Origin of the sequence: Pseudomonas sp. NPDC089547, from assembly GCF_050280665.1 — a bacterium.
GTDB lineage: Bacteria > Pseudomonadota > Gammaproteobacteria > Pseudomonadales > Pseudomonadaceae > Aquipseudomonas.
This window is the reverse complement of sequence record NZ_JBNNVS010000035.1, coordinates 1-19,002: the sequence shown is the minus strand read 5'-3', so window position 1 is coordinate 19,002 and position 19,002 is coordinate 1. Positions and strand designations below refer to the sequence as shown.

Annotated in this window: 17 protein-coding genes; 14 read left to right on the top strand and 3 right to left on the bottom strand. The window is 61.8% G+C overall.

Annotation, left to right across the window (positions count from 1 at the left end; genetic code table 11):
* Positions 1 to 388 precede the first annotated feature (388 nt).
* Positions 389 to 745: a 4a-hydroxytetrahydrobiopterin dehydratase gene (locus ACQKPZ_RS20830; RefSeq protein ID WP_003254532.1), complete on the bottom strand. Its 357-nt coding sequence runs from the start codon at positions 743 to 745 to the stop codon at positions 389 to 391.
* A 39-nt stretch (positions 746 to 784) separates the two neighbouring features.
* Entirely contained in the window at positions 785 to 1,573 is a 789-nt protein-coding gene (gene phhA / locus ACQKPZ_RS20825) for a phenylalanine 4-monooxygenase (protein WP_427541694.1), read from the bottom strand.
* Positions 1,574 to 1,828: 255 nt separating this feature from the next.
* On the opposite strand from phhA, the gene ACQKPZ_RS20820 reads away from it, so the two are divergent.
* The gene (locus ACQKPZ_RS20820; RefSeq protein ID WP_427541691.1) at positions 1,829 to 3,388 is read left to right on the top strand and encodes a sigma-54-dependent transcriptional regulator; all 1,560 of its coding nucleotides are present in this window, start codon (positions 1,829 to 1,831) and stop codon (positions 3,386 to 3,388) included.
* 152 nt (positions 3,389 to 3,540) lie between these two features.
* Here ACQKPZ_RS20820 and ACQKPZ_RS20815 read toward each other — a convergent pair whose 3' ends face one another.
* Positions 3,541 to 3,795 (bottom strand): DUF2790 domain-containing protein, encoded by a 255-nt coding sequence (locus tag ACQKPZ_RS20815; RefSeq protein ID WP_003254526.1) that lies wholly within the window; start codon positions 3,793 to 3,795, stop codon positions 3,541 to 3,543.
* A 398-nt stretch (positions 3,796 to 4,193) separates the two neighbouring features.
* Here ACQKPZ_RS20815 and acs point away from each other — a divergent pair, with 398 nt between their 5' ends.
* From acs to astE, 13 genes are all read left to right on the top strand, one after another.
* Positions 4,194 to 6,155, top strand: a complete 1,962-nt coding sequence (gene acs / locus ACQKPZ_RS20810) for an acetate--CoA ligase (protein ID WP_427541688.1) — start codon at positions 4,194 to 4,196, stop codon at positions 6,153 to 6,155.
* A gap of 622 nt (positions 6,156 to 6,777) precedes the next feature.
* The gene (locus ACQKPZ_RS20805) at positions 6,778 to 7,563 is read left to right on the top strand and encodes an ABC transporter substrate-binding protein (protein ID WP_391125414.1); all 786 of its coding nucleotides are present in this window, start codon (positions 6,778 to 6,780) and stop codon (positions 7,561 to 7,563) included.
* A gap of 88 nt (positions 7,564 to 7,651) precedes the next feature.
* Positions 7,652 to 8,341 (top strand): ABC transporter permease, encoded by a 690-nt coding sequence (locus ACQKPZ_RS20800; RefSeq protein ID WP_016488497.1) that lies wholly within the window; start codon positions 7,652 to 7,654, stop codon positions 8,339 to 8,341.
* Positions 8,338 to 9,036 (top strand): ABC transporter permease, encoded by a 699-nt coding sequence (locus ACQKPZ_RS20795; protein ID WP_016711852.1) that lies wholly within the window; start codon positions 8,338 to 8,340, stop codon positions 9,034 to 9,036. The genes ACQKPZ_RS20800 and ACQKPZ_RS20795 overlap by 4 nt, the downstream gene beginning before the upstream one ends.
* Positions 9,037 to 9,058: 22 nt before the next feature.
* Positions 9,059 to 9,823, top strand: coding sequence for an ABC transporter ATP-binding protein (locus ACQKPZ_RS20790; protein ID WP_391125421.1), 765 nt, complete (start codon positions 9,059 to 9,061; stop codon positions 9,821 to 9,823).
* Between the two features lie 98 nt (positions 9,824 to 9,921).
* Positions 9,922 to 10,902, top strand: a complete 981-nt coding sequence (gene argR, locus ACQKPZ_RS20785; protein ID WP_427541685.1) for a transcriptional regulator ArgR — start codon at positions 9,922 to 9,924, stop codon at positions 10,900 to 10,902.
* Between the two features lie 342 nt (positions 10,903 to 11,244).
* Positions 11,245 to 12,465 carry an aspartate aminotransferase family protein gene (locus ACQKPZ_RS20780; protein ID WP_391125427.1) on the top strand — a complete coding sequence of 407 codons (1,221 nt, stop codon included), beginning with the start codon at positions 11,245 to 11,247 and terminating at the stop codon, positions 12,463 to 12,465.
* Between the two features lie 135 nt (positions 12,466 to 12,600).
* The gene (aruF, locus tag ACQKPZ_RS20775) at positions 12,601 to 13,620 is read left to right on the top strand and encodes an arginine/ornithine succinyltransferase subunit alpha (RefSeq protein WP_427541682.1); all 1,020 of its coding nucleotides are present in this window, start codon (positions 12,601 to 12,603) and stop codon (positions 13,618 to 13,620) included.
* 78 nt (positions 13,621 to 13,698) lie between these two features.
* Positions 13,699 to 14,727, top strand: coding sequence for an arginine N-succinyltransferase (gene astA, locus ACQKPZ_RS20770; protein ID WP_391125433.1), 1,029 nt, complete (start codon positions 13,699 to 13,701; stop codon positions 14,725 to 14,727).
* Positions 14,728 to 16,191 carry a succinylglutamate-semialdehyde dehydrogenase gene (gene astD, locus ACQKPZ_RS20765; RefSeq protein ID WP_427541679.1) on the top strand — a complete coding sequence of 488 codons (1,464 nt, stop codon included), beginning with the start codon at positions 14,728 to 14,730 and terminating at the stop codon, positions 16,189 to 16,191. It abuts the gene before it with no gap.
* Positions 16,192 to 16,213: 22 nt separating this feature from the next.
* Positions 16,214 to 17,563: an N-succinylarginine dihydrolase gene (gene astB, locus ACQKPZ_RS20760; protein WP_427541676.1), complete on the top strand. Its 1,350-nt coding sequence runs from the start codon at positions 16,214 to 16,216 to the stop codon at positions 17,561 to 17,563.
* Between the two features lie 14 nt (positions 17,564 to 17,577).
* A complete protein-coding gene (locus ACQKPZ_RS20755) occupies positions 17,578 to 17,868 on the top strand; it encodes a topoisomerase II (protein ID WP_003256592.1) in 291 nt (96 codons plus the stop codon).
* A 10-nt stretch (positions 17,869 to 17,878) separates the two neighbouring features.
* A complete protein-coding gene (gene astE, locus ACQKPZ_RS20750; protein WP_391125442.1) occupies positions 17,879 to 18,886 on the top strand; it encodes a succinylglutamate desuccinylase in 1,008 nt (335 codons plus the stop codon).
* Positions 18,887 to 19,002 lie beyond the last annotated feature (116 nt).

Sequence of the window (19,002 nt, the reverse complement as noted above, 5' to 3'; positions counted from 1 at the left end):
CAGTGTGAAAACGTGATGACGGGGGTAGCCCGCAGGTCAGCCGTTTTCACACTGTCGGAGGTTGCGCGGTTTATTCCTGGTCAGCGCTGGATTGATCGTCACCATCCTGCTCGACGGCAGCTGCCGGTTCGGCGTGAACGGTCACGGATGGCTCTTCTGGGTTCAAGCTTGGGAAGGGAAGATTCGGGATTTCGTGCATCTCGTCGTTCCTCGCAAGTGTGAGTGAAAAGTCTGCGCCAGGCGCGGTTGAAGCTTCGCAAAGCTCGGGCAGGATACACAAGTCTGGATGACAGTTTGGATTTTTTACCGGTCGCTTGTCGGTTTTGCGGGCGAACAGCGGACATTTTTCCCATAAAAAATGGGGCCGCCGGGCCCCGTTTTTCAGTGCTTACTTACGGCCTTCGGCCGTTTCCGCCACCTTGTCAGTGCGTGCGCACATGATGAAGTCGTTGCGGTGCAGGCCTTTGATCGAGTGGCTCCACCAGGTCACGGTGACCTTGCCCCACTCGGTCAGCAGCCCCGGGTGGTGGCCTTCGGCCTCGGCGATTTCGCCCACGGCATTGGTGAACGCCAGGGCGTGCTTGAAGTTCTTGAACAGGAACACGCGCTCCAGCTCCATGTGGCCGTCACGTACTTCGATGTTCCAGTCCGGGATTTCGCGAATCAGCTCGGCCAGCTCTTCGTCGGTGACTTTTGGCGCGTCGGCGCGGCAGGCTTCGCAATGGGCTTGGTTCAAGGCATTCATGGGGTGTTTTCCGGTTCGAGTTGTTATCGGCAAGGTCGCTCAGGCGGCGACCTTGGGTGGAAATTTCGGTGCGTGCAGGCCCAGCTGCATGGCTTTGTGGACCATGCCCATGATGTCCTCGTGGGCCAGGTCGAACAGGCGCTTCATGTTCGGCAGCACGAAATACAGGGGCTGCAGGATGTCGATGCGATACGGCGTACGCATGGCCTCGATCGGGTCGAAAGCCTGATGCTCGGGCTCACCAGACAGACTGTAGACGGTCTCTTTGGGTGACGAGAGGATGCCGCCGCCATAGATCTTGCGACCCTGCGCGGTTTCCATCAGGCCAAACTCGATGGTCATCCAGTACAAGCGCGCCAGGTACACGCGTTGTTCCTTGGTCGCCGCCAGGCCGAGCTTGCCGTAGGTGTGGGTGAATTCAGCGAACCACGGGTTGGTCAGCAGCGGGCAGTGGCCGAAGATTTCGTGGAAGATATCGGGCTCTTGCAGGTAGTCCAGCTCTTCCGGGGTGCGGATGAAGGTGGCGACCGGGAAGCGCTTGCTGGCCAGCAGTTCGAAGAAAGTCTGGAAGGGGATCAGTGCCGGTACCCGGGCAACCTGCCAGCCGGTGGTGGCGCCTAGCACCTTGTTGACTTCGCCCAGTTGCGGAACACGGTCATGCGGCAGTTTGAGCTGTTCGATGCCGTCCAGGTACTCCTGGCAGGCACGGCCCTCGATCACTTTCAGCTGGCGAGTGATCAGGGTGTTCCATACCGCATGCTCTTGCTGCGGATAATCGATAAAACCATGCGCATCGGGCTCGCGTGCCACGTATTGCGTCTGTTTCATGTGGCTCTCCTGGTGAGGGCTTTCTTGTTATGTGCAGGACATGCCTAAGTAATATCCTTGCCTAGGTCGGTTTGCACGATGGAACGCCCGCCCTGATGCGAGCCTTTGCCCTTGGTTTCGTAACGATAATTTTACAAAAGCGCCTGGGTGTCGGAAAATCCGGGGCATCTGGCTGATGCTTTTCCTGTTTTTGTCAGCTTATCTTTACGAATTTTATGCGCGGTGTTGAAAAACATTGGCGCTTCGAGAGCCCACATGCGTATCAAAGTGCATTGCCAGAACCGAATTGGCATCCTGCGCGACATCCTCAACCTGCTGGTGGAGTACGGCATCAACGTGCTGCGCGGCGAGGTGGGGGGTGACCATGGCAACGCCATCTACCTGCATTGCCCCAACCTGATCAACTTGCAGTTCCAGGCGTTGCGGCCGAAGTTCGAAGCGATTGCCGGGGTGTTCGGGGTCAAGCGTGTAGGGCTGATGCCCAGCGAGCGCCGGCACATGGAGCTTAACGCCCTGTTGGGCGCGCTGGACTTCCCGGTGCTGTCGATCGACATGGGCGGCAGCATCGTCGCCGCCAACCGCACGGCGGCGCAGCTGCTGGGGGTGCGGGTGGACGAGGTGCCGGGCATGCCGCTGGCGCGCTATGTGGAAGATTTCGACCTACCGGAGCTGGTGCGGGCCAACAAGTCGCGTATCAACGGCATGCGTATCAAGGTCAAGGGCGACGTGTTCCTGGCTGATATTGCGCCGCTGCAGTCCGAGCACGATGACAGCGAGGCGCTGGCTGGCGCCGTGCTCACCCTGCACCGTGCCGACCGCATTGGCGAGCGCATCTACAATGTGCGCAAGCAGGAGCTGCGCGGCTTTGACAGCATCTTCCAGAGCTCGCGGGTAATGGCTGCCGTGGTGCGTGAGGCGCGGCGCATGGCACCGCTGGATGCGCCGCTGCTGATCGAGGGCGAGACCGGCACCGGCAAGGAGCTGCTGGCGCGCGCCTGCCACCTAGCCAGCCCGCGTGGGCAGTCGCCACTGATGGCGCTCAATTGTGCCGGGCTGCCCGAGTCGATGGCCGAGACCGAGCTGTTCGGTTACGGCCCCGGGGCATTCGAAGGTGCACGGGCCGAGGGCAAGCTGGGGCTGCTGGAGCTGACCGCAGGTGGCACGTTGTTCCTTGATGGGGTAGGGGAGATGAGCCCGCGGCTGCAGGTGAAACTGCTGCGCTTCCTGCAGGACGGTTGCTTCCGTCGGGTAGGCAGCGATGAAGAGGTGTACCTGGATGTGCGGGTGATCTGCGCGACCCAGGTGGACTTGTCCGAGCTCTGTGCCCGCGGCGAGTTCCGGCAAGACCTTTATCACCGCCTCAATGTGTTGTCGCTGCACATTCCGCCTTTGCGCGAATGCATGGATGGGCTGGAAGGGTTGGTACAGCATTTTCTCGACCAGGCCAGCCGGCAGATTGGCTGCGCCATGCCACGCCTGGCGCCGGCGGCGATGGATAAACTTGGGCAATACCATTGGCCGGGCAATGTAAGGCAGCTGGAAAACGTGTTGTTCCAGGCGGTTTCGTTATGTGACGGCGGGGTGGTTAAAAGCGAGCATATTCGTTTGCCGGACTATGGGGCACGGCAGCCGCTGGGGGAGTTTTCGCTGGAGGGGGATCTTTCGCAGATTGTCGGGCGCTTTGAAAAAGCGGTGCTGGAAAGTTTGATGGGGGAGTTTCCGAGTAGTCGGGCTTTAGGCAAAAGATTGGGTGTTTCGCATACCACTATTGCCAACAAGTTGAGGGATTATTCGCTTAACAAGTCTGTGGAATAGTTGTTGGGCAACAAGCTTAGGACTGCTTCGCAGTCCTATCGCGACACAAGGCCGCTCCTACAGGTATTGCTGCTGGTTTGAACCTGCGCAATACCTGTAGGAGCGGCCTTGTGTCGCGAAAGGGGCCCGCAGGGCCCCCAATTCATCAGGTCTCAGCCGTTGGAGCAGCCGTTCCCCATCACGCGGTATTCGAGAATGTGCTTCTGGCCCTGGGAGTCCTCGTAGGTCATGCGGGCTGGCACGACTTCGCACACATTGGGCACTTCGCTCATGGAAATGACGCGGGCAATGTCCAGGTGCTGCGAGTAACTGTACTGTTCAACCGGAATCTGCTCGGCATCTTTGGCTTCGCCGGCCATCGCCGCGCCGCAAAGACTACCAAGTACCAATACCAGTAAAGCTTTCATTTTCTATTTACCTGTCTAAGGTCGTGAGGGGGCACGCGGCGCTTATGACGCCGCGAGTACAGCTAGTTTTAACTATCAGGATTAGAGGGAGATTAACGCTTGCCTTCGTGGGGGCTGTTACCAGTTGTTAATCGCCTTGCCGTTGCTGGCGAGGTGAATTCTAGGGTTGTGGCCAAGGCTGAAACAGTGGGTCTTTTGATAAAGTGTTTTGACAGAATCTGTAACAATCCTCTGGTAAAACCCCCCGGTTTTTCGTGGCCCGGGCTGTAATCCTCATGCCAGAGCGCTTTACCGGCACGGGCGTACCAAATTACTACCAACGTCGAATGGCTTTTGTCGCTCTGGTACAGTTACAAACGGTTCCATACAAAAACAACTATTACACCGAGGTAACACAGATGAGTGCGGCTCCACTGTATCCCGTTCGTCCCGAGGTTGCGGCCACTACCCTGACCGACGAGGCCACCTACAAGGCCATGTACCAGCAATCGGTGATCAACCCGGACGGCTTCTGGCGCGAGCAGGCCCAGCGTATCGACTGGATCAGGCCGTTCACCAAGGTCAAGCAGACCTCCTTCGACGACCACCACGTCGATATCAAGTGGTTCGCCGACGGCACTCTGAACGTTTCCTCCAACTGCCTGGATCGCCACCTCGAAGAGCGCGGTGACCAGTTGGCAATCATCTGGGAAGGCGACGACCCATCCGAACATCGCAACATCACCTACCGTGAGCTGCACGAGCAGGTCTGCAAGTTTGCCAACGCCCTGCGTGGCCAGGACGTGCACCGTGGTGATGTGGTTACCATCTACATGCCGATGATCCCCGAAGCCGTGGTCGCCATGCTGGCCTGTGCCCGTATCGGTGCGATCCACTCGGTGGTGTTCGGTGGCTTCTCGCCCGAAGCGCTGGCGGGTCGCATCATCGACTGCAAGTCCAAGGTGGTTATCACCGCCGACGAAGGCGTGCGCGGTGGCCGTCGTACTCCGCTCAAGGCCAACGTCGACCTGGCGCTGACCAATCCTGAAACCAGCAGCGTGCAGAAGATCATCGTGTGCAAGCGCACCGGTGGCGACATTGCCTGGCACCAGCACCGTGACATCTGGTACGAAGACTTGATGAAAGTGGCCTCCAGCCACTGCGCACCGAAGGAAATGGGTGCTGAAGAAGCGCTGTTCATCCTTTACACGTCCGGCTCCACGGGTAAGCCGAAGGGCGTGTTGCACACTACGGGCGGCTACCTGGTGTATGCCGCGCTGACCCACGAGCGGGTGTTCGACTATCGCCCGGGCGAAGTGTATTGGTGCACCGCCGATGTCGGCTGGGTTACCGGCCACAGCTACATCGTCTATGGCCCGCTGGCCAACGGCGCCACCACGCTGCTGTTCGAAGGCGTGCCGAACTACCCGGATATCACTCGCGTGTCGAAAATCGTCGACAAGCACAAGGTCAATATCCTCTACACCGCGCCCACTGCCATTCGCGCCATGATGGCCGAAGGGCAGGCCGCCGTTGCAGGTGCTGACGGTTCCAGCTTGCGCCTGCTGGGTTCGGTAGGTGAACCGATCAACCCCGAAGCCTGGAGCTGGTACTACAAGACCGTCGGCAAGGAGCGTTGCCCGATCGTCGATACCTGGTGGCAGACCGAGACTGGCGGCATCCTGATCAGCCCGCTGCCAGGCGCCACCGGCCTCAAGCCGGGTTCGGCAACCCGCCCGTTCTTCGGTGTGGTGCCAGCGCTGGTGGACAACCTGGGCAACCTGATCGAGGGTGCCGCCGAAGGCAACCTGGTCATCCTCGACTCCTGGCCGGGCCAGTCGCGTTCGTTGTACGGCGACCACGACCGCTTCGTCGACACTTACTTCAAGACCTTCCGTGGCATGTACTTCACCGGCGACGGCGCGCGCCGCGACGAGGATGGCTACTACTGGATCACCGGGCGTGTGGATGATGTGCTCAACGTGTCCGGCCACCGCATGGGTACTGCCGAGATCGAAAGCGCCATGGTGGCCCATTCGAAAGTGGCCGAGGCTGCGGTGGTGGGTGTGCCGCACGACATCAAGGGCCAGGGCATCTATGTGTATGTCACGCTCAATGCCGGTGTCGAGGCCAGCGAGCAGTTGCGCCTGGAACTGAAGAACTGGGTGCGCAAGGAGATCGGCCCGATCGCCTCGCCGGATGTGATCCAGTGGGCACCAGGCTTGCCGAAAACCCGTTCGGGCAAGATCATGCGCCGCATTCTGCGCAAGATTGCCACCGCTGAGTACGATGCACTGGGTGATATCTCCACCCTGGCCGACCCGGGCGTGGTGCAACACCTGATCGACACCCACAAGGCCATGAACCTGGCTTCGGCCTGATTCTGGAGCAGCGCGCGGGCCCTGTAGGAGCGGCCTTGTGTCGCGATGGGGCGCGAAGCGGCCCCGGGATTTCAGCTTCGCAGCCTGGATTGCCGGGGGCGCTTCGCGCCCCATCGCGACACAAGGCCGCTCCTACAAGGGGCGTGCGCAGCCAAAAGGAACCCCGCCCAGGCAACCGGCGGGGTTTTTGCTTTACTGTTACCCGACATTCATCGGTAACTGTTCTGTCACCGGCCCTGCACAGGTTCGGGGCGCCAGGAAACAAATCTGGCTTGTTCTGGTGCATTCCTGCGGCCATTTTGTGTAACACGGCACGCTGCACTTGCCGTAGTACAAGGCTTTGCCAATAATAGGCCCAGGAATTGCTAGGTCTATAGGTTCTATTTCTTGCGCTTTTGCATAATTTGCACTGGCTGTCAACATCGCCCGCAGCGGTTTCAGGCGCTTCTGTAAGTAGTTGTCGCTTTGAAGAAATATCGACTACCGGGCTATCGCTAAAATGCCACTCACTCGCTCGTGGTCTGCGACCTTGGTCGAACCCTGCGCGGCTCGCGTTGTACCCATTCGCATATCGGGCAGTTGTTACCTGCCTTGTATTGCCCCGTACCGATGGAGTTACCTGATGAAGAAGCTCGCACTGCTTGGCGCCCTGGCGCTGTCCGTGTTTTCCCTGGTGTCGCAGGCCGATGAAAAACCACTGAAAATCGGCATCGAAGCCGCCTACCCTCCCTTCGCCTTCAAGCAGCCCGATGGCAGTATCGCTGGTTTCGACTACGACATCGGCAACGCCCTGTGTGAAGAGATGAAAGCCAAGTGCACCTGGGTCGAGCAGGAGTTCGACGGCCTGATCCCGGCGCTGAAAGTGCGTAAGATCGACGCCATCCTGTCGTCCATGTCGATCACCGAAGACCGCAAGAAGTCGGTCGACTTCACCAAGCGCTACTACCTGACCCCGGCGCGCCTGGTAATGAAGGAAGGCACGGCTGTCAGCGAGAGCCTGGATGAACTGAAGGGCAAGAAGATCGGTGTGCAGCGCGGCTCGATCCATGACCGCTTCGCCAAGGAAGTGCTGGGCGCCAAAGGTGCCACCGTGGTGCCTTACGGCACCCAGAACGAAATCTACCTGGACGTTGCAGCCGGTCGCCTGGACGGTACCGTGGCTGACGCCACCCTGCTGGAAGACGGTTTCCTCAAGACCGACGCCGGCAAGGGCTTTGCGTTCGTAGGCCCGGCCTTCACTGACGCCAAGTACTTCGGTGACGGCATCGGTATTGCGGTGCGCAAAGGCGACAAGGCCAACGTCGACCGTATCAATGCGGCCATCGACGCCATTCGTGCCAACGGCAAGTACAAAGAAATCGAGAAGAAGTACTTCAACTTCGACATCTACGGTCCAGACTCGAACTAAGACGTCGGGTTTCACCTGTGCAATGGTGCAAACAGCAGAGGCTCTGAGGTTTGCACCATTTTTCATTCTCTAGGTCGAGGACCTCATCATGTTGAAAGGCTACGGGGCAGTCATCCTCGACGGGGCGTGGCTGACGCTTCAGCTCGCCCTGTCGTCGATGGCCCTGGCCATCGTGCTCGGTCTGATCGGTGTGGCGCTGCGCTTGTCGCCTGTGCGCTGGCTGGCCTGGCTGGGCGACCTGTACTCCACGGTGATCCGTGGCATCCCGGACCTGGTCCTGATCCTGCTGATCTTCTACGGCGGGCAAGACATCATCAACCGGGTGGCACCGCTGCTCGGCTACGAAGACTACATCGACCTGAACCCGCTGGTTGCGGGTATCGGTACCCTGGGCTTCATTTTTGGCGCTTACCTGTCGGAAACCTTCCGTGGTGCTTTCCTCGGTATTCCCAAGGGCCAGGCCGAAGCCGGCGTGGCTTATGGCATGAGCAACCGCCAGGTGTTCTTCCGCATCCAGGTGCCGCAAATGATTCGCCTGGCGATCCCGGGCTTTACCAACAACTGGCTGGTGCTGACTAAGGCCACCGCGCTGATCTCGGTCGTCGGCCTGCAGGACATGATGTTCAAGGCCAAGCAGGCGGCCGATGCCACCCGCGAGCCTTTCACCTTCTTCCTGGCGGTGGCGGCCTTGTACCTGGTGCTGACCAGCGTCTCGCTGCTGGCCCTGAAGTATCTGGAGCGCCGCTACTCGGTGGGCGTCAAGGTGGCTGAACTATGATCTTCGACTACAACGTCGTCTGGGAGGCATTGCCGATGTACTTCGGCGGCCTGCTGACTACCCTCAAGCTGCTGGCGATTTCGCTGTTCTTCGGCCTGCTGGCGGCCATTCCGCTGGGCCTGATGCGGGTATCGAAACAGCCAGCGATCAATCTGACTGCGTGGCTTTACACTTACGTAATCCGCGGCACACCCATGCTGGTGCAACTGTTCCTGATCTACTACGGCCTGGCGCAGTTCGAAGCGGTGCGCGAAAGCTTCCTCTGGCCGCTGCTGTCCAGCGCCACCTTCTGTGCGTGCCTGGCGTTCGGCATCAACACCAGCGCCTACACCGCCGAAATCATTGCCGGCAGCCTCAAGGCCACGCCCCATGGCGAGATCGAGGCGGCCAAGGCCATGGGCATGTCGCGCATGAAAATGTACCGGCGCATCCTGCTGCCTTCGGCCCTGCGCCGGGCACTGCCGCAGTACAGCAACGAAGTGATCATGATGCTGCAGACCACCAGCCTGGCGTCGATCGTGACCCTGATCGACATCACCGGTGCCGCACGCACGGTCAACGCCCAGTACTACCTGCCTTTCGAGGCCTACATCACGGCGGGCGTGTTCTACCTGTGCCTGACCTTCATCCTGGTGCGCCTGTTCAAGATGGCCGAACGCCGCTGGCTCGGCTACCTGGCGCCGCGCAAGCACTGACCGCTTTGTGAGAATCGACAGCATGTACAAACTCGAAGTCCAAGACCTGCACAAGCGCTACGGCAGCCATGAAGTGCTCAAGGGCGTGTCCCTGGCGGCAAAGGCCGGCGACGTCATCAGCATCATCGGCTCCAGTGGTTCGGGCAAGTCGACCTTCCTGCGCTGCATCAACCTGCTGGAACAGCCGCATGCCGGCAAGATCCTGCTCAACAACGAAGAGCTGAAGCTGGTGGCCGGCAAGGACGGCGCGCTGAAGGCTGCCGACCCGCGCCAGTTGCAACGCATGCGTTCGCGCCTGTCAATGGTGTTCCAGCACTTCAATCTGTGGTCGCACATGACTGCGCTGGAAAACATCATCGAAGCGCCGGTACACGTACTGGGCATGAACAAGAAGGAGGCGCTGGAGAAGGCCGAGCATTACCTGGCCAAGGTGGGTGTCGCCCACCGCAAGGACGCCTTCCCTGGGCATATGTCGGGTGGTGAGCAACAGCGTGTGGCAATTGCCCGGGCCCTGGCCATGGAGCCAGAGGTTATGCTGTTCGACGAGCCGACCTCGGCGCTCGACCCCGAGCTGGTGGGTGATGTGCTCAAGGTGATGCAGGCGCTGGCACAGGAAGGCCGGACCATGGTGGTCGTGACCCACGAAATGGGCTTTGCCCGCGAGGTGTCCAACCAGCTGGTGTTCCTGCACAAAGGCCTGGTGGAAGAAACCGGCTGCCCGCGTGAAGTGCTGGCAAACCCGCAGTCGGAGCGCCTGAAGCAGTTCCTTTCCGGCAGCCTGAAGTAAAAGCTGCATTTTTGCACCAGAATAGGGCATGCTGCGCGACGAGCGCAGCCTGACCCGGCGCACAGACTCGAACGACCTCAGGTTTCGGACCGCACCCTATGACCACCCAGCGAATCGGTTTTCTCATCTGGCCCGGCACCAGGCCTTTGACCCTGGCGCTGGCCGAGGAAGTGTTGCTGGTGGCGCAGCGGGTGCACCCGGATGTGGTCTACGAACTGGCCTTCCTGCAGGCCGAGCCTGCGCTGGAGGGTAGTTGGCGCTTGCCGGGCGAGGCGTGGGCGGGCCGCCTGGAAGGCTGCCATAAACTGTTTGTGCTTGCTGATGAGCCGCCTGCGGCGGTTGGGGCTGCGTTGTCCACGGCGCTCAAGCAACTGGCGCGCAGTGGTTGCATGGTCGGCGGCCTGTCTGCGGGTGTTTATCCGCTGGCCATGTTGGGCCTGCTCGACGGTTACCGGGCAGCAGTGCACTGGCGCTGGCAGGACGATTTTGCCGAGCGCTTCCCGAAGGTCATCGCCACCAGCCACCTTTTTGACTGGGATCGCGACCGCTTGACCGCCTGTGGCGGCATGGCTGTGACCGACCTGCTGCTGGCGGTGCTGGCCCGTGATCATGGCGCCGAGCTGGCGGGGGCGGTGTCGGAAGAGCTGGTGGTCGAGCGCATTCGCGAGGGGGGCGAGCGCCAGCGGATTCCGCTGCAAAATCGCCTGGGTTCGAGCCACCCCAAGCTGACCCAGGCGGTACTGTTGATGGAAGCCAACATCGAAGAGCCGCTGACCACCGACGAGATTGCCCAGCATGTGTGCGTGTCGCGCCGGCAGCTGGAGCGCATCTTCAAGCAGTACCTGAACCGTGTGCCGAGCCAGTACTACCTGGAACTGCGGCTGAACAAGGCGCGGCAGATGCTGATGCAGACCAGCAAGTCGATCATCCAGATCGGGTTGTCCTGTGGGTTCTCGTCGGGGCCGCATTTCTCCAGTGCCTACCGCAATTTCTTTGGGGCTACCCCGCGGGAAGACCGTAACCAGCGGCGCAGCAGCAGCCCGTTCGAGTTGAGTTCGGCGCCGGCTGAAAAGGGCTGACATTCCCTTCTCCTGTACCGGCCCTTTCGCGGGCAAGCCCGCTCCCACAGGGACCGCGCAGGTTTCGAGTTCTGTGGTGATCCTGTGGGAGCGGGTTTACCCGCGAAGAGGCCGGCACAGGCAGCCTCCTTTCTTAATGTGAACACCCGTTCACCCAGCCCCCTCTCTCCCGTACACTGCGCGATTGCGACAGTGTTTGTCGCATTGCCGAAAACCTTGTCAAAACTGGGTTTTGCGCTGTAACAAGTTGTCGCTTGGCCGCAAGGACAGGCGCGGATCAGTCCTTACAATCCCCCCATCGCTCGCCACTTCCAGGCCAGCGTTCCTCTTCAGGAGACTCAGATGTCCGTTGAGCAAGCCCCGGTGCAACGTGCCGATTTCGACCAGGTCATGGTCCCCAACTATTCTCCGGCGGCCTTCATTCCTGTGCGAGGCGAGGGTTCCCGCGTCTGGGACCAGTCGGGTCGCGAGTTGATCGACTTTGCCGGTGGTATCGCGGTAAACGCCCTGGGCCACTGCCACCCGGCACTGGTCAAGGCCCTGACCGACCAGGCCAACACCCTCTGGCACGTGTCCAACGTGTTCACCAACGAGCCGGCCCTGCGCCTGGCCCACAAGCTGGTGGACGCCACCTTTGCCGACCGCGCCTTCTTCTGCAACTCCGGCGCCGAGTCCAACGAGGCTGCTTTCAAGCTGGCCCGCCGCGTGGCCCATGACCGCTTCGGCCCGGAAAAGCACGAAATCATTGCCACCGTGAACAGCTTCCACGGCCGCACCCTGTTTACCGTCAGCGTCGGTGGCCAGCCGAAGTACTCCGACGGCTTCGGCCCGAAGATCACCGGCATCAGCCACGTGCCCTACAACGACCTGGAAGCGCTCAAGGCACAGATTTCCGACAAGACCTGCGCCGTTGTGATCGAACCGATCCAGGGCGAGAGCGGTGTGGTGCCGGCCGACAAGGCCTACCTGGAAGGCGCCCGCAAGCTGTGTGACGAGCACAACGCCCTGTTGATTTTTGACGAAGTGCAGACGGGTGTTGGCCGTACCGGTTCGCTGTATGCCTACCAGCACTACGGTGTAACGCCAGACATCCTCACCAGTGCCAAGAGCCTGGGCGGCGGTTTCCCGATCGGCGCCATGCTGACCACCAGCGAGCTGGCCAAGCACCTGGCTGTCGGCACCCACGGCACCACCTACGGCGGCAACCCGCTGGGCTGTGCCGTTGCCTGCGCGGTGCTGGATGTGATCAACACCCCGGAAACCCTGGCCGGCATCAAGGCCAAGCATGAGCGCTTCAAGGCCCGCCTGGAGCAGATTGGCCAGAAGTACAACCTGTTCACCCAGGTGCGTGGCGTCGGCCTGCTGCTGGGCTGCGTGCTGACCGAAGCCTGGCAAGGCAAGGCCAAGGACGTGCTCAACGCTGCCGAGAAAGAAGGCGTGATGGTGCTGCAGGCCGGCCCGGACGTGGTTCGCTTCGCGCCAAGCCTGGTGGTTGAAGACGCCGACATCGATGAGGGCCTGGACCGCTTCGAGCGCGCCGTGGCCACCCTGACCAAAGGCTGACCCGCCTGTGGTCCCTTCGCCGGCCCCAGCCAAGGCTTAGCCGGGCCGGCGATACCCGATTCCAGTGCAGGTGCCCACGCGCCTGCCGTTTTTCCGTGCCGCCATGAGCGGCCCGTATTCCAAAGGAGTGACACCATGCTGGTGATGCGCCCCGCGCAAATGGCTGATCTGAACGAAGTGCAGCGCATGGCTGCAGACAGCCCCGTTGGTGTCACCTCGCTGCCGGACGACGCTGCTCGCCTGGGCGACAAAATCGCCGCCTCCGAGACTTCCTTCGCCGCCGAGGTCAGCTTCAACGGTGAAGAAAGCTACTTCTTCGTGCTCGAAGACAACGAAACCGGCAAGCTGGCCGGCTGCTCGGCCATTGTCGCTTCGGCGGGCTACTCCGAGCCGTTCTACAGCTTTCGTAACGAAACCTTCGTGCACGCTTCGCGCGAGCTGAAGATCCACAACAAGATCCACGTGCTGTCGCTGTGTCATGACCTGACCGGCAACAGCCTGCTGACCAGCTTCTATGTATTGCCGGAACTGGTAGACAGTGGCTGGGCCGAGCTCAATTCGCGCGGCCGGCTGCTGTTCATGGCGGCGCATCCGGAGCGTTTCGCCGACTCGCTGGTGACCGAAATCGTAGGCTACAGCGACGAGCAGGGCGAGTCGCCGTTCTGGGATGCCATTGGCCGTAATTTCTTCGACCTCAACTATTCCGACGCCGAGCGCCTGTGTGGCCTGAAGAGCCGTACCTTCCTCGCCGAACTGATGCCGCACTATCCAATCTATGTGCCGCTGTTGCCTGACGAAGCGCAGGAGGCCATGGGGCAGGTTCACCCACGGGCCCAGATCACCTTTGACATCCTCATGCGTGAAGGCTTCGAGACCGAGCACTACATCGACATCTTCGACGGCGGCCCGACCCTGCATGCGCGTACTTCCGGTGTTCGCTCGATTGCCCAGAGCCGCGTTGTACCGGTGAAGATCGAGGAGGGCGCGGCCAAGGGCGGGCGCCCGTACCTGGTGTGCAATGGCCAGTTGCAGGACTACCGCGCAGTGTTGCTGGAGCTCGACTGGGTGCCCGGCAAGCCGGTCAGCCTGAGCGAGGCTGCGGCCGACGCGTTGGGCGTGGGTGAGGGTGCCAGCGTGCGCCTGGTCGCGGTCTGAGGTCTGGTAACAGACGTTTCGGGATTGATGCGTTAGAAGAGTTTTGCGCCGGCCGACGCCGCCGCTCAAGGAGATAGCATGATCGTTCGTCCTGTACGCAGCAGCGATTTGCCTGCGTTGATCGAATTGGCACGCAGCACCGGCACCACCGGGCTGACCACGCTGCCGGCCAACGAAGAGCGCCTGGGGCAGCGCGTTGGCTGGGCGGAAAAGAGCTTCCGTGGCGAAGCCGAGCGTGGCGACACCGACTACCTGTTCGTGCTGGAAAACGACGAAGGCCTGGTGGTTGGCATCAGTGCCATCGCCGGTGCCGTGGGCCTACGCGAACCTTGGTACAACTACCGGGTCGGCCTGACCGTCAGCGCTTCGCAGGAGCTGAAGATCTACCGCGAAATCCCGACGCTGTTCCTGGCCAACGACCTGACCGGCAACTCTGAACTGTGCTCGCTGTTCCTGCGGGGCGACTACCGCTCCGGCCTCAATGGCCGCCTGCTGTCGCGTGCGCGCATGTTGTTCATTGCCGAGTTCCCGGAGCTGTTCGGCAAGAAGATCATCGCCGAAATGCGCGGCATGTCGGATGAGCAGGGCCGTTCGCCGTTCTGGGAAAGCCTGGGCCGGCATTTCTTCAAGATGGAATTCAGCCAGGCCGACTACCTCACCGGCGTTGGCAACAAGTCGTTCATCGCCGAGCTGATGCCCAAGTTCCCGCTGTACACCTGCTTCCTTTCCGAGGCGGCGCGTGACGTGATCGGCCGTGTGCACAAAGACACCGAGCCAGCGCTGGCGATGCTCAAGCAGGAAGGCTTCAACTATCAGGGTTACGTCGACATCTTTGACGCCGGCCCCGCAATCGAATGCGACACCGCCAGGATCCGCGCGGTGCGTGAGAGCCAGACCCTGGTGCTGGCGGTTGGCACACCGGGCGATGACGCCACCCCTTACATCATCCACAACCGCAAGCGCGACGATTGCCGTATCACGGCGGCACCTGCGCGGCTGGCCGCCGGTACCCTGGTGGTCGACCCGTTGACCGCCAAGCGCCTGCGCATGGGCGCGGGTGACAACGTGCGCGCCGTGCCGCTGTCGGCAAGCCGGGAGGCCCAATAAATGACCACGCATTACATCGCAGGCAATTGGCAGGCCGGCCGGGGCGAAGGCCTGCAGTCGCTGAACCCAGTGACCCAGGCCGTGATCTGGCAGGGGCAGGGCGCTGACGCAAGCCAGGTGGATGCTGCCGTGCAGGCGGCACGGCAGGCTTTTCCGGCCTGGGCGCAACTGAGCCTGGAAGCGCGCATCGATGTGCTGGAGAGGTTTGCCGCGCAGCTCAAGGCGCATGCCGAGGCCATGGCCCAGTGCATTGGCGAGGAAACCGGCAAGCCCCTGTGGGAGTCGGCGACCGAAGTCACCAGCATGATCAACAAGGTCGCAATCTCGGTACAGAGCTACCGCGAGCGCACCGGGGAAAAGAGCGGCCCGCTGGCCGACGCCACGGCCGTGCTGCGGCACAAGCCCCACGGTGTGGTGGCGGTGTTCGGCCCCTACAATTTCCCGGGCCACCTGCCCAATGGCCATATCGTGCCGGCGTTGTTGGCAGGCAACTGCGTGGTGTTCAAGCCCAGCGAGCTCACGCCCAAGGTCGCCGAGCTGACGGTCAACTGCTGGATCGCCGCCGGCCTGCCGGCGGGTGTGTTGAACCTGGTGCAGGGCGCACGCGAAACCGGTGTGGCGCTGGCCGCCAACCCTGGGATCGATGGCTTGTTCTTCACCGGTTCCAGCCGCACCGGTAACGTGCTGCACCAGCAGTTCGCTGGCCGGCCGGACAAGATCCTGGCCCTGGAAATGGGTGGCAACAACCCGCTGGTGGTGGACGAGGTCAAGGACATAGACGCTGCGGTGTACACCATCATCCAGTCTGCGTTCATTTCCGCCGGCCAGCGTTGCACGTGCGCGCGCCGCCTGCTGGTGCCGCAAGGTGCCTGGGGTGATGCGCTGCTCGCCCGCCTGGTCGAGGTGTGCAAAACCATCACGGTAGGCGCGTTCGATGAGCAGCCGGCGCCGTTCATGGGCTCGGTGATTTCGCTGCAGGCGGCGCAGGGGCTGATGCGCGCCCAGGCAGACCTGCTCGGCAAAGGTGGCGTGAAACTGCTGGAAATGACCCAGCCTCAGGCCGATGCCGCGCTGTTGACCCCGGGTATTGTCGATGTCACTGGCGTGGCTGGGCGCCCGGACGAAGAATTCTTCGGCCCACTGCTGCAAGTCATCCGTTATGCCGATTTCGATGCGGCCATCGATGAAGCCAACAACACCCAGTACGGCCTGGCCGCCGGGTTGTTGTCCGATTCACGCGCTCGCTACCAGTACTTCTGGTTGCGCAGCCGCGCCGGCATCGTCAACTGGAACAAGCAGCTCACGGGTGCCGCCAGCAGTGCACCGTTCGGCGGCGTGGGCGCCAGTGGCAACCATCGCGCCAGTGCCTACTACGCGGCTGACTACTGCGCTTACCCCGTGGCTTCGCTGGAAACCGCCAGCCTTGCCTTGCCGGCGACCCTGACGCCGGGCATCACCCTATAACAACAGTCACGGAGCCTAGCCGATGAAATCCTATGAAGTGAATTTTGATGGCCTGGTGGGGCCTACCCACAATTACGGCGGCCTGTCCTACGGCAACGTGGCTTCGCAAAGCAACAGCCAGCAAGGCTCCAGCCCGCGTGAAGCGGCGCGCCAGGGCCTGGCAAAAATGAAAGCGCTGGCCGACATGGGCTTCAAGCAAGGCGTGCTGGCGCCACAAGAACGCCCGGATGTGGCCGCACTGCGCCGCCTGGGCTTCAGCGGCAACGATGCCGAGGTGATCCAGCGTGCAGCCAAGGAGGCGATGCCGTTGCTGGTGGCCAGCTGCTCGGCGTCGAGCATGTGGGTGGCCAACGCGGCCACGGTCAGCCCCAGTGCCGACACCGCGGATGGTCGCGTGCATTTCACTGCGGCCAACCTGAACTGCAAGTACCACCGTAGCATCGAGCACCCGACCACCAGCCGCGTGCTGGGTGCCATGTTCAACAACGAGAAACACTTTGCCCACCACCCAGCACTGCCTGCCGTGGCACAGTTCGGTGACGAGGGCGCGGCCAACCACACGCGCTTCTGCCGTGCCTATGGCGAAGCGGGTGTGGAGTTCTTCGTTTATGGCCGCAGTGCATTCGACAGCCGCTACCCGGCGCCGCAGAAGTACCCGGCCCGGCAAACCCTGGAGGCCTCGCAGGCCGTGGCCCGGCTGCATGGGCTGAGTGATGGCGGTGTGGTCTACGCTCAACAGAACCCGGCGGTGATCGACCAGGGCGTGTTCCACAACGATGTGATTTCGGTGGGTAACGGCGAGGTGCTGTTCTATCACGAGGACGCTTTCCTCGAGACTGACGCGGTGCTTGGCCAGCTGCGAGCTAAACTGGCCAGCAAGGGTGGCAACTTCCAGGCCATCTGTGTGCCGCGGGCGGCGGTGGCGGTGGAAGACGCGGTGCGTTCCTACCTGTTCAACAGCCAGCTGCTCAGCCGCGACGACGGCTCCATGCTGCTGGTGGTGCCGGAAGAGTGCCGCAACAATGAGCGGGTCTGGGCTTACCTGGGGCAGCTGACCAGCCAAGGTGGCCCGGTGAAGGAGGTCAAGGTATTCGACCTCAAGCAAAGCATGCAGAACGGTGGTGGTCCGGCCTGCCTGCGTTTGCGCGTGGCGTTGAAGGAATCGGAACTGGCGGCGGTCAACCAAGGCGTTATCATGACCGCCCCGCTGTACGACACCCTGGTGCAGTGGGTCGACAAGCATTACCGCGATCGCCTCGTCGAGGCGGACCTTGCCGACCCGCAACTGCTGGTGGAATGCCGTACGGCACTGGACGAATTGACCCAGATCCTGAAGTTGGGCTCGGTGTACCCGTTCCAACGACAACCTTGAAGAGAGACTTTGCAATGACCGACGCCCTGCGCCTGATCCTTGAAGATGAAGACGGCACCCAGCTGGAAACCTCCTGCACCCGTTTTGCCGTGGTTTGGCAAGGCAAGGAAGTGTGGATTCAGCAGGATGGCCGTGGCCAGCTGCTGATCGGTGTGGATGTCGAGGAAGACGACACCGAGTACGCCAACCTGCTGCTGCGCCCGATGGCCACCAACCTGGTCAGCCTGCAGCTGGAAATGGAGCCGGCCGAGGTTGGCGAAGACGACGATCACGTCCATGGCCCCGACTGCGGCCACCACCACTAAGGAAGTCCCTATGCTCGCCCTTGGCAAATTGCTTGAGCTGACCCTCACCGATCACGAACCGGCCGAGAAGACCCAAGTGACACCCAAGGGCGCGCGTTTGCGCTGGCTGGGGGAGGGCGCGTTGGAAGTGCGCCCTGCCGAGAGCGAGGATTGCGGGCTGGACTTGCTGTTGTCCGCCGGCATCCATGGCAACGAAACGGCGCCGATCGAGTTGCTCGAACGGCTGCTGCACGGCGTGGCCAACGGCAAGATCAAGCCCAAGGCGCGGTTGCTGTTCCTGTTCGGCAACCCGGCGGCGATCCGCAAGGGTGAGCGTTTCATCGAGCAGGACATCAATCGCCTGTTCAACGGCCGCCATGAGCTTTCCAGTGGTTTCGAGGCATTGCGTGCCGCGGAGCTTGAGCAGTTTGCCCGGGTGTTCTTCAGCAAACCGGGGCGCAGCCGCCTGCATTACGACCTGCATACCGCAATTCGCGGTTCCAAGATCGAGCAGTTCGCCTTGTACCCCTATAAAGAGGGGCGCAAGCATTCCCGCCGCGAACTGGCGCGCCTGGCGGCGGCCGGCATGGAGGCGGTGCTGCTGCAAAGCAAGTCTTCCATCACCTTCAGTGCCTTCACCTATGAACAGCTGGATGCCGAAGCCTTCACCCTGGAGTTGGGCAAGGCCCGCCCGTTTGGCCAGAACGAGCAGGTCAATCTCGACAGGCTGGAAGAGCGGCTGATCCGCATCATCGAGGGGACCGAGCCCGAGGGCGAGGGCTCGCTCGATGGCCTGCAACTGTTCAGTGTCTCCCGCGAGATCATCAAGCACAGCGACAGCTTCCACCTGCACTTGCCCGCAGACATCGAGAACTTTTCCGAGTTGAGCAAGGGCTACCTGCTGGCCGAAGACCTGGCCGAGACGCGCTGGGTGGTCGAGGAGGAGGGCGCGCGCATCATTTTCCCCAACCCCAAGGTCAAAAATGGCTTGCGGGCTGGCATCCTGATCGTTCCGGATTCGGGGCAGCGGCTGGGCTGATACCGGTGTCGCCTGCTTCGCGGGGGTTGAACCGACCCCCACGGGGGGGGGGGGCAGGGGGGGGGGGGGTTGGCCCCGAAGACACGCGGCCGGGTGGGGGGACAAAAAAAAAATAA

Bases quoted from the DNA above. Each gene is read 5' to 3' on its own strand.
- ACQKPZ_RS20830 (WP_003254532.1), bottom strand. From the start codon at position 745: ATGAATGCCTTGAACCAAGCCCATTGCGAAGCCTGCCGCGCCGACGCG.
- phhA (WP_427541694.1), bottom strand. From the start codon at position 1,573: ATGAAACAGACGCAATACGTGGCACGCGAGCCCGATGCGCATGGTTTT.
- ACQKPZ_RS20820 (WP_427541691.1), top strand. From the start codon at position 1,829: ATGCGTATCAAAGTGCATTGCCAGAACCGAATTGGCATCCTGCGCGAC.
- ACQKPZ_RS20815 (WP_003254526.1), bottom strand. From the start codon at position 3,795: ATGAAAGCTTTACTGGTATTGGTACTTGGTAGTCTTTGCGGCGCGGCG.
- acs (WP_427541688.1), top strand. From the start codon at position 4,194: ATGAGTGCGGCTCCACTGTATCCCGTTCGTCCCGAGGTTGCGGCCACT.
- ACQKPZ_RS20805 (WP_391125414.1), top strand. From the start codon at position 6,778: ATGAAGAAGCTCGCACTGCTTGGCGCCCTGGCGCTGTCCGTGTTTTCC.
- ACQKPZ_RS20800 (WP_016488497.1), top strand. From the start codon at position 7,652: ATGTTGAAAGGCTACGGGGCAGTCATCCTCGACGGGGCGTGGCTGACG.
- ACQKPZ_RS20795 (WP_016711852.1), top strand. From the start codon at position 8,338: ATGATCTTCGACTACAACGTCGTCTGGGAGGCATTGCCGATGTACTTC.
- ACQKPZ_RS20790 (WP_391125421.1), top strand. From the start codon at position 9,059: ATGTACAAACTCGAAGTCCAAGACCTGCACAAGCGCTACGGCAGCCAT.
- argR (WP_427541685.1), top strand. From the start codon at position 9,922: ATGACCACCCAGCGAATCGGTTTTCTCATCTGGCCCGGCACCAGGCCT.
- ACQKPZ_RS20780 (WP_391125427.1), top strand. From the start codon at position 11,245: ATGTCCGTTGAGCAAGCCCCGGTGCAACGTGCCGATTTCGACCAGGTC.
- aruF (WP_427541682.1), top strand. From the start codon at position 12,601: ATGCTGGTGATGCGCCCCGCGCAAATGGCTGATCTGAACGAAGTGCAG.
- astA (WP_391125433.1), top strand. From the start codon at position 13,699: ATGATCGTTCGTCCTGTACGCAGCAGCGATTTGCCTGCGTTGATCGAA.
- astD (WP_427541679.1), top strand. From the start codon at position 14,728: ATGACCACGCATTACATCGCAGGCAATTGGCAGGCCGGCCGGGGCGAA.
- astB (WP_427541676.1), top strand. From the start codon at position 16,214: ATGAAATCCTATGAAGTGAATTTTGATGGCCTGGTGGGGCCTACCCAC.
- ACQKPZ_RS20755 (WP_003256592.1), top strand. From the start codon at position 17,578: ATGACCGACGCCCTGCGCCTGATCCTTGAAGATGAAGACGGCACCCAG.
- astE (WP_391125442.1), top strand. From the start codon at position 17,879: ATGCTCGCCCTTGGCAAATTGCTTGAGCTGACCCTCACCGATCACGAA.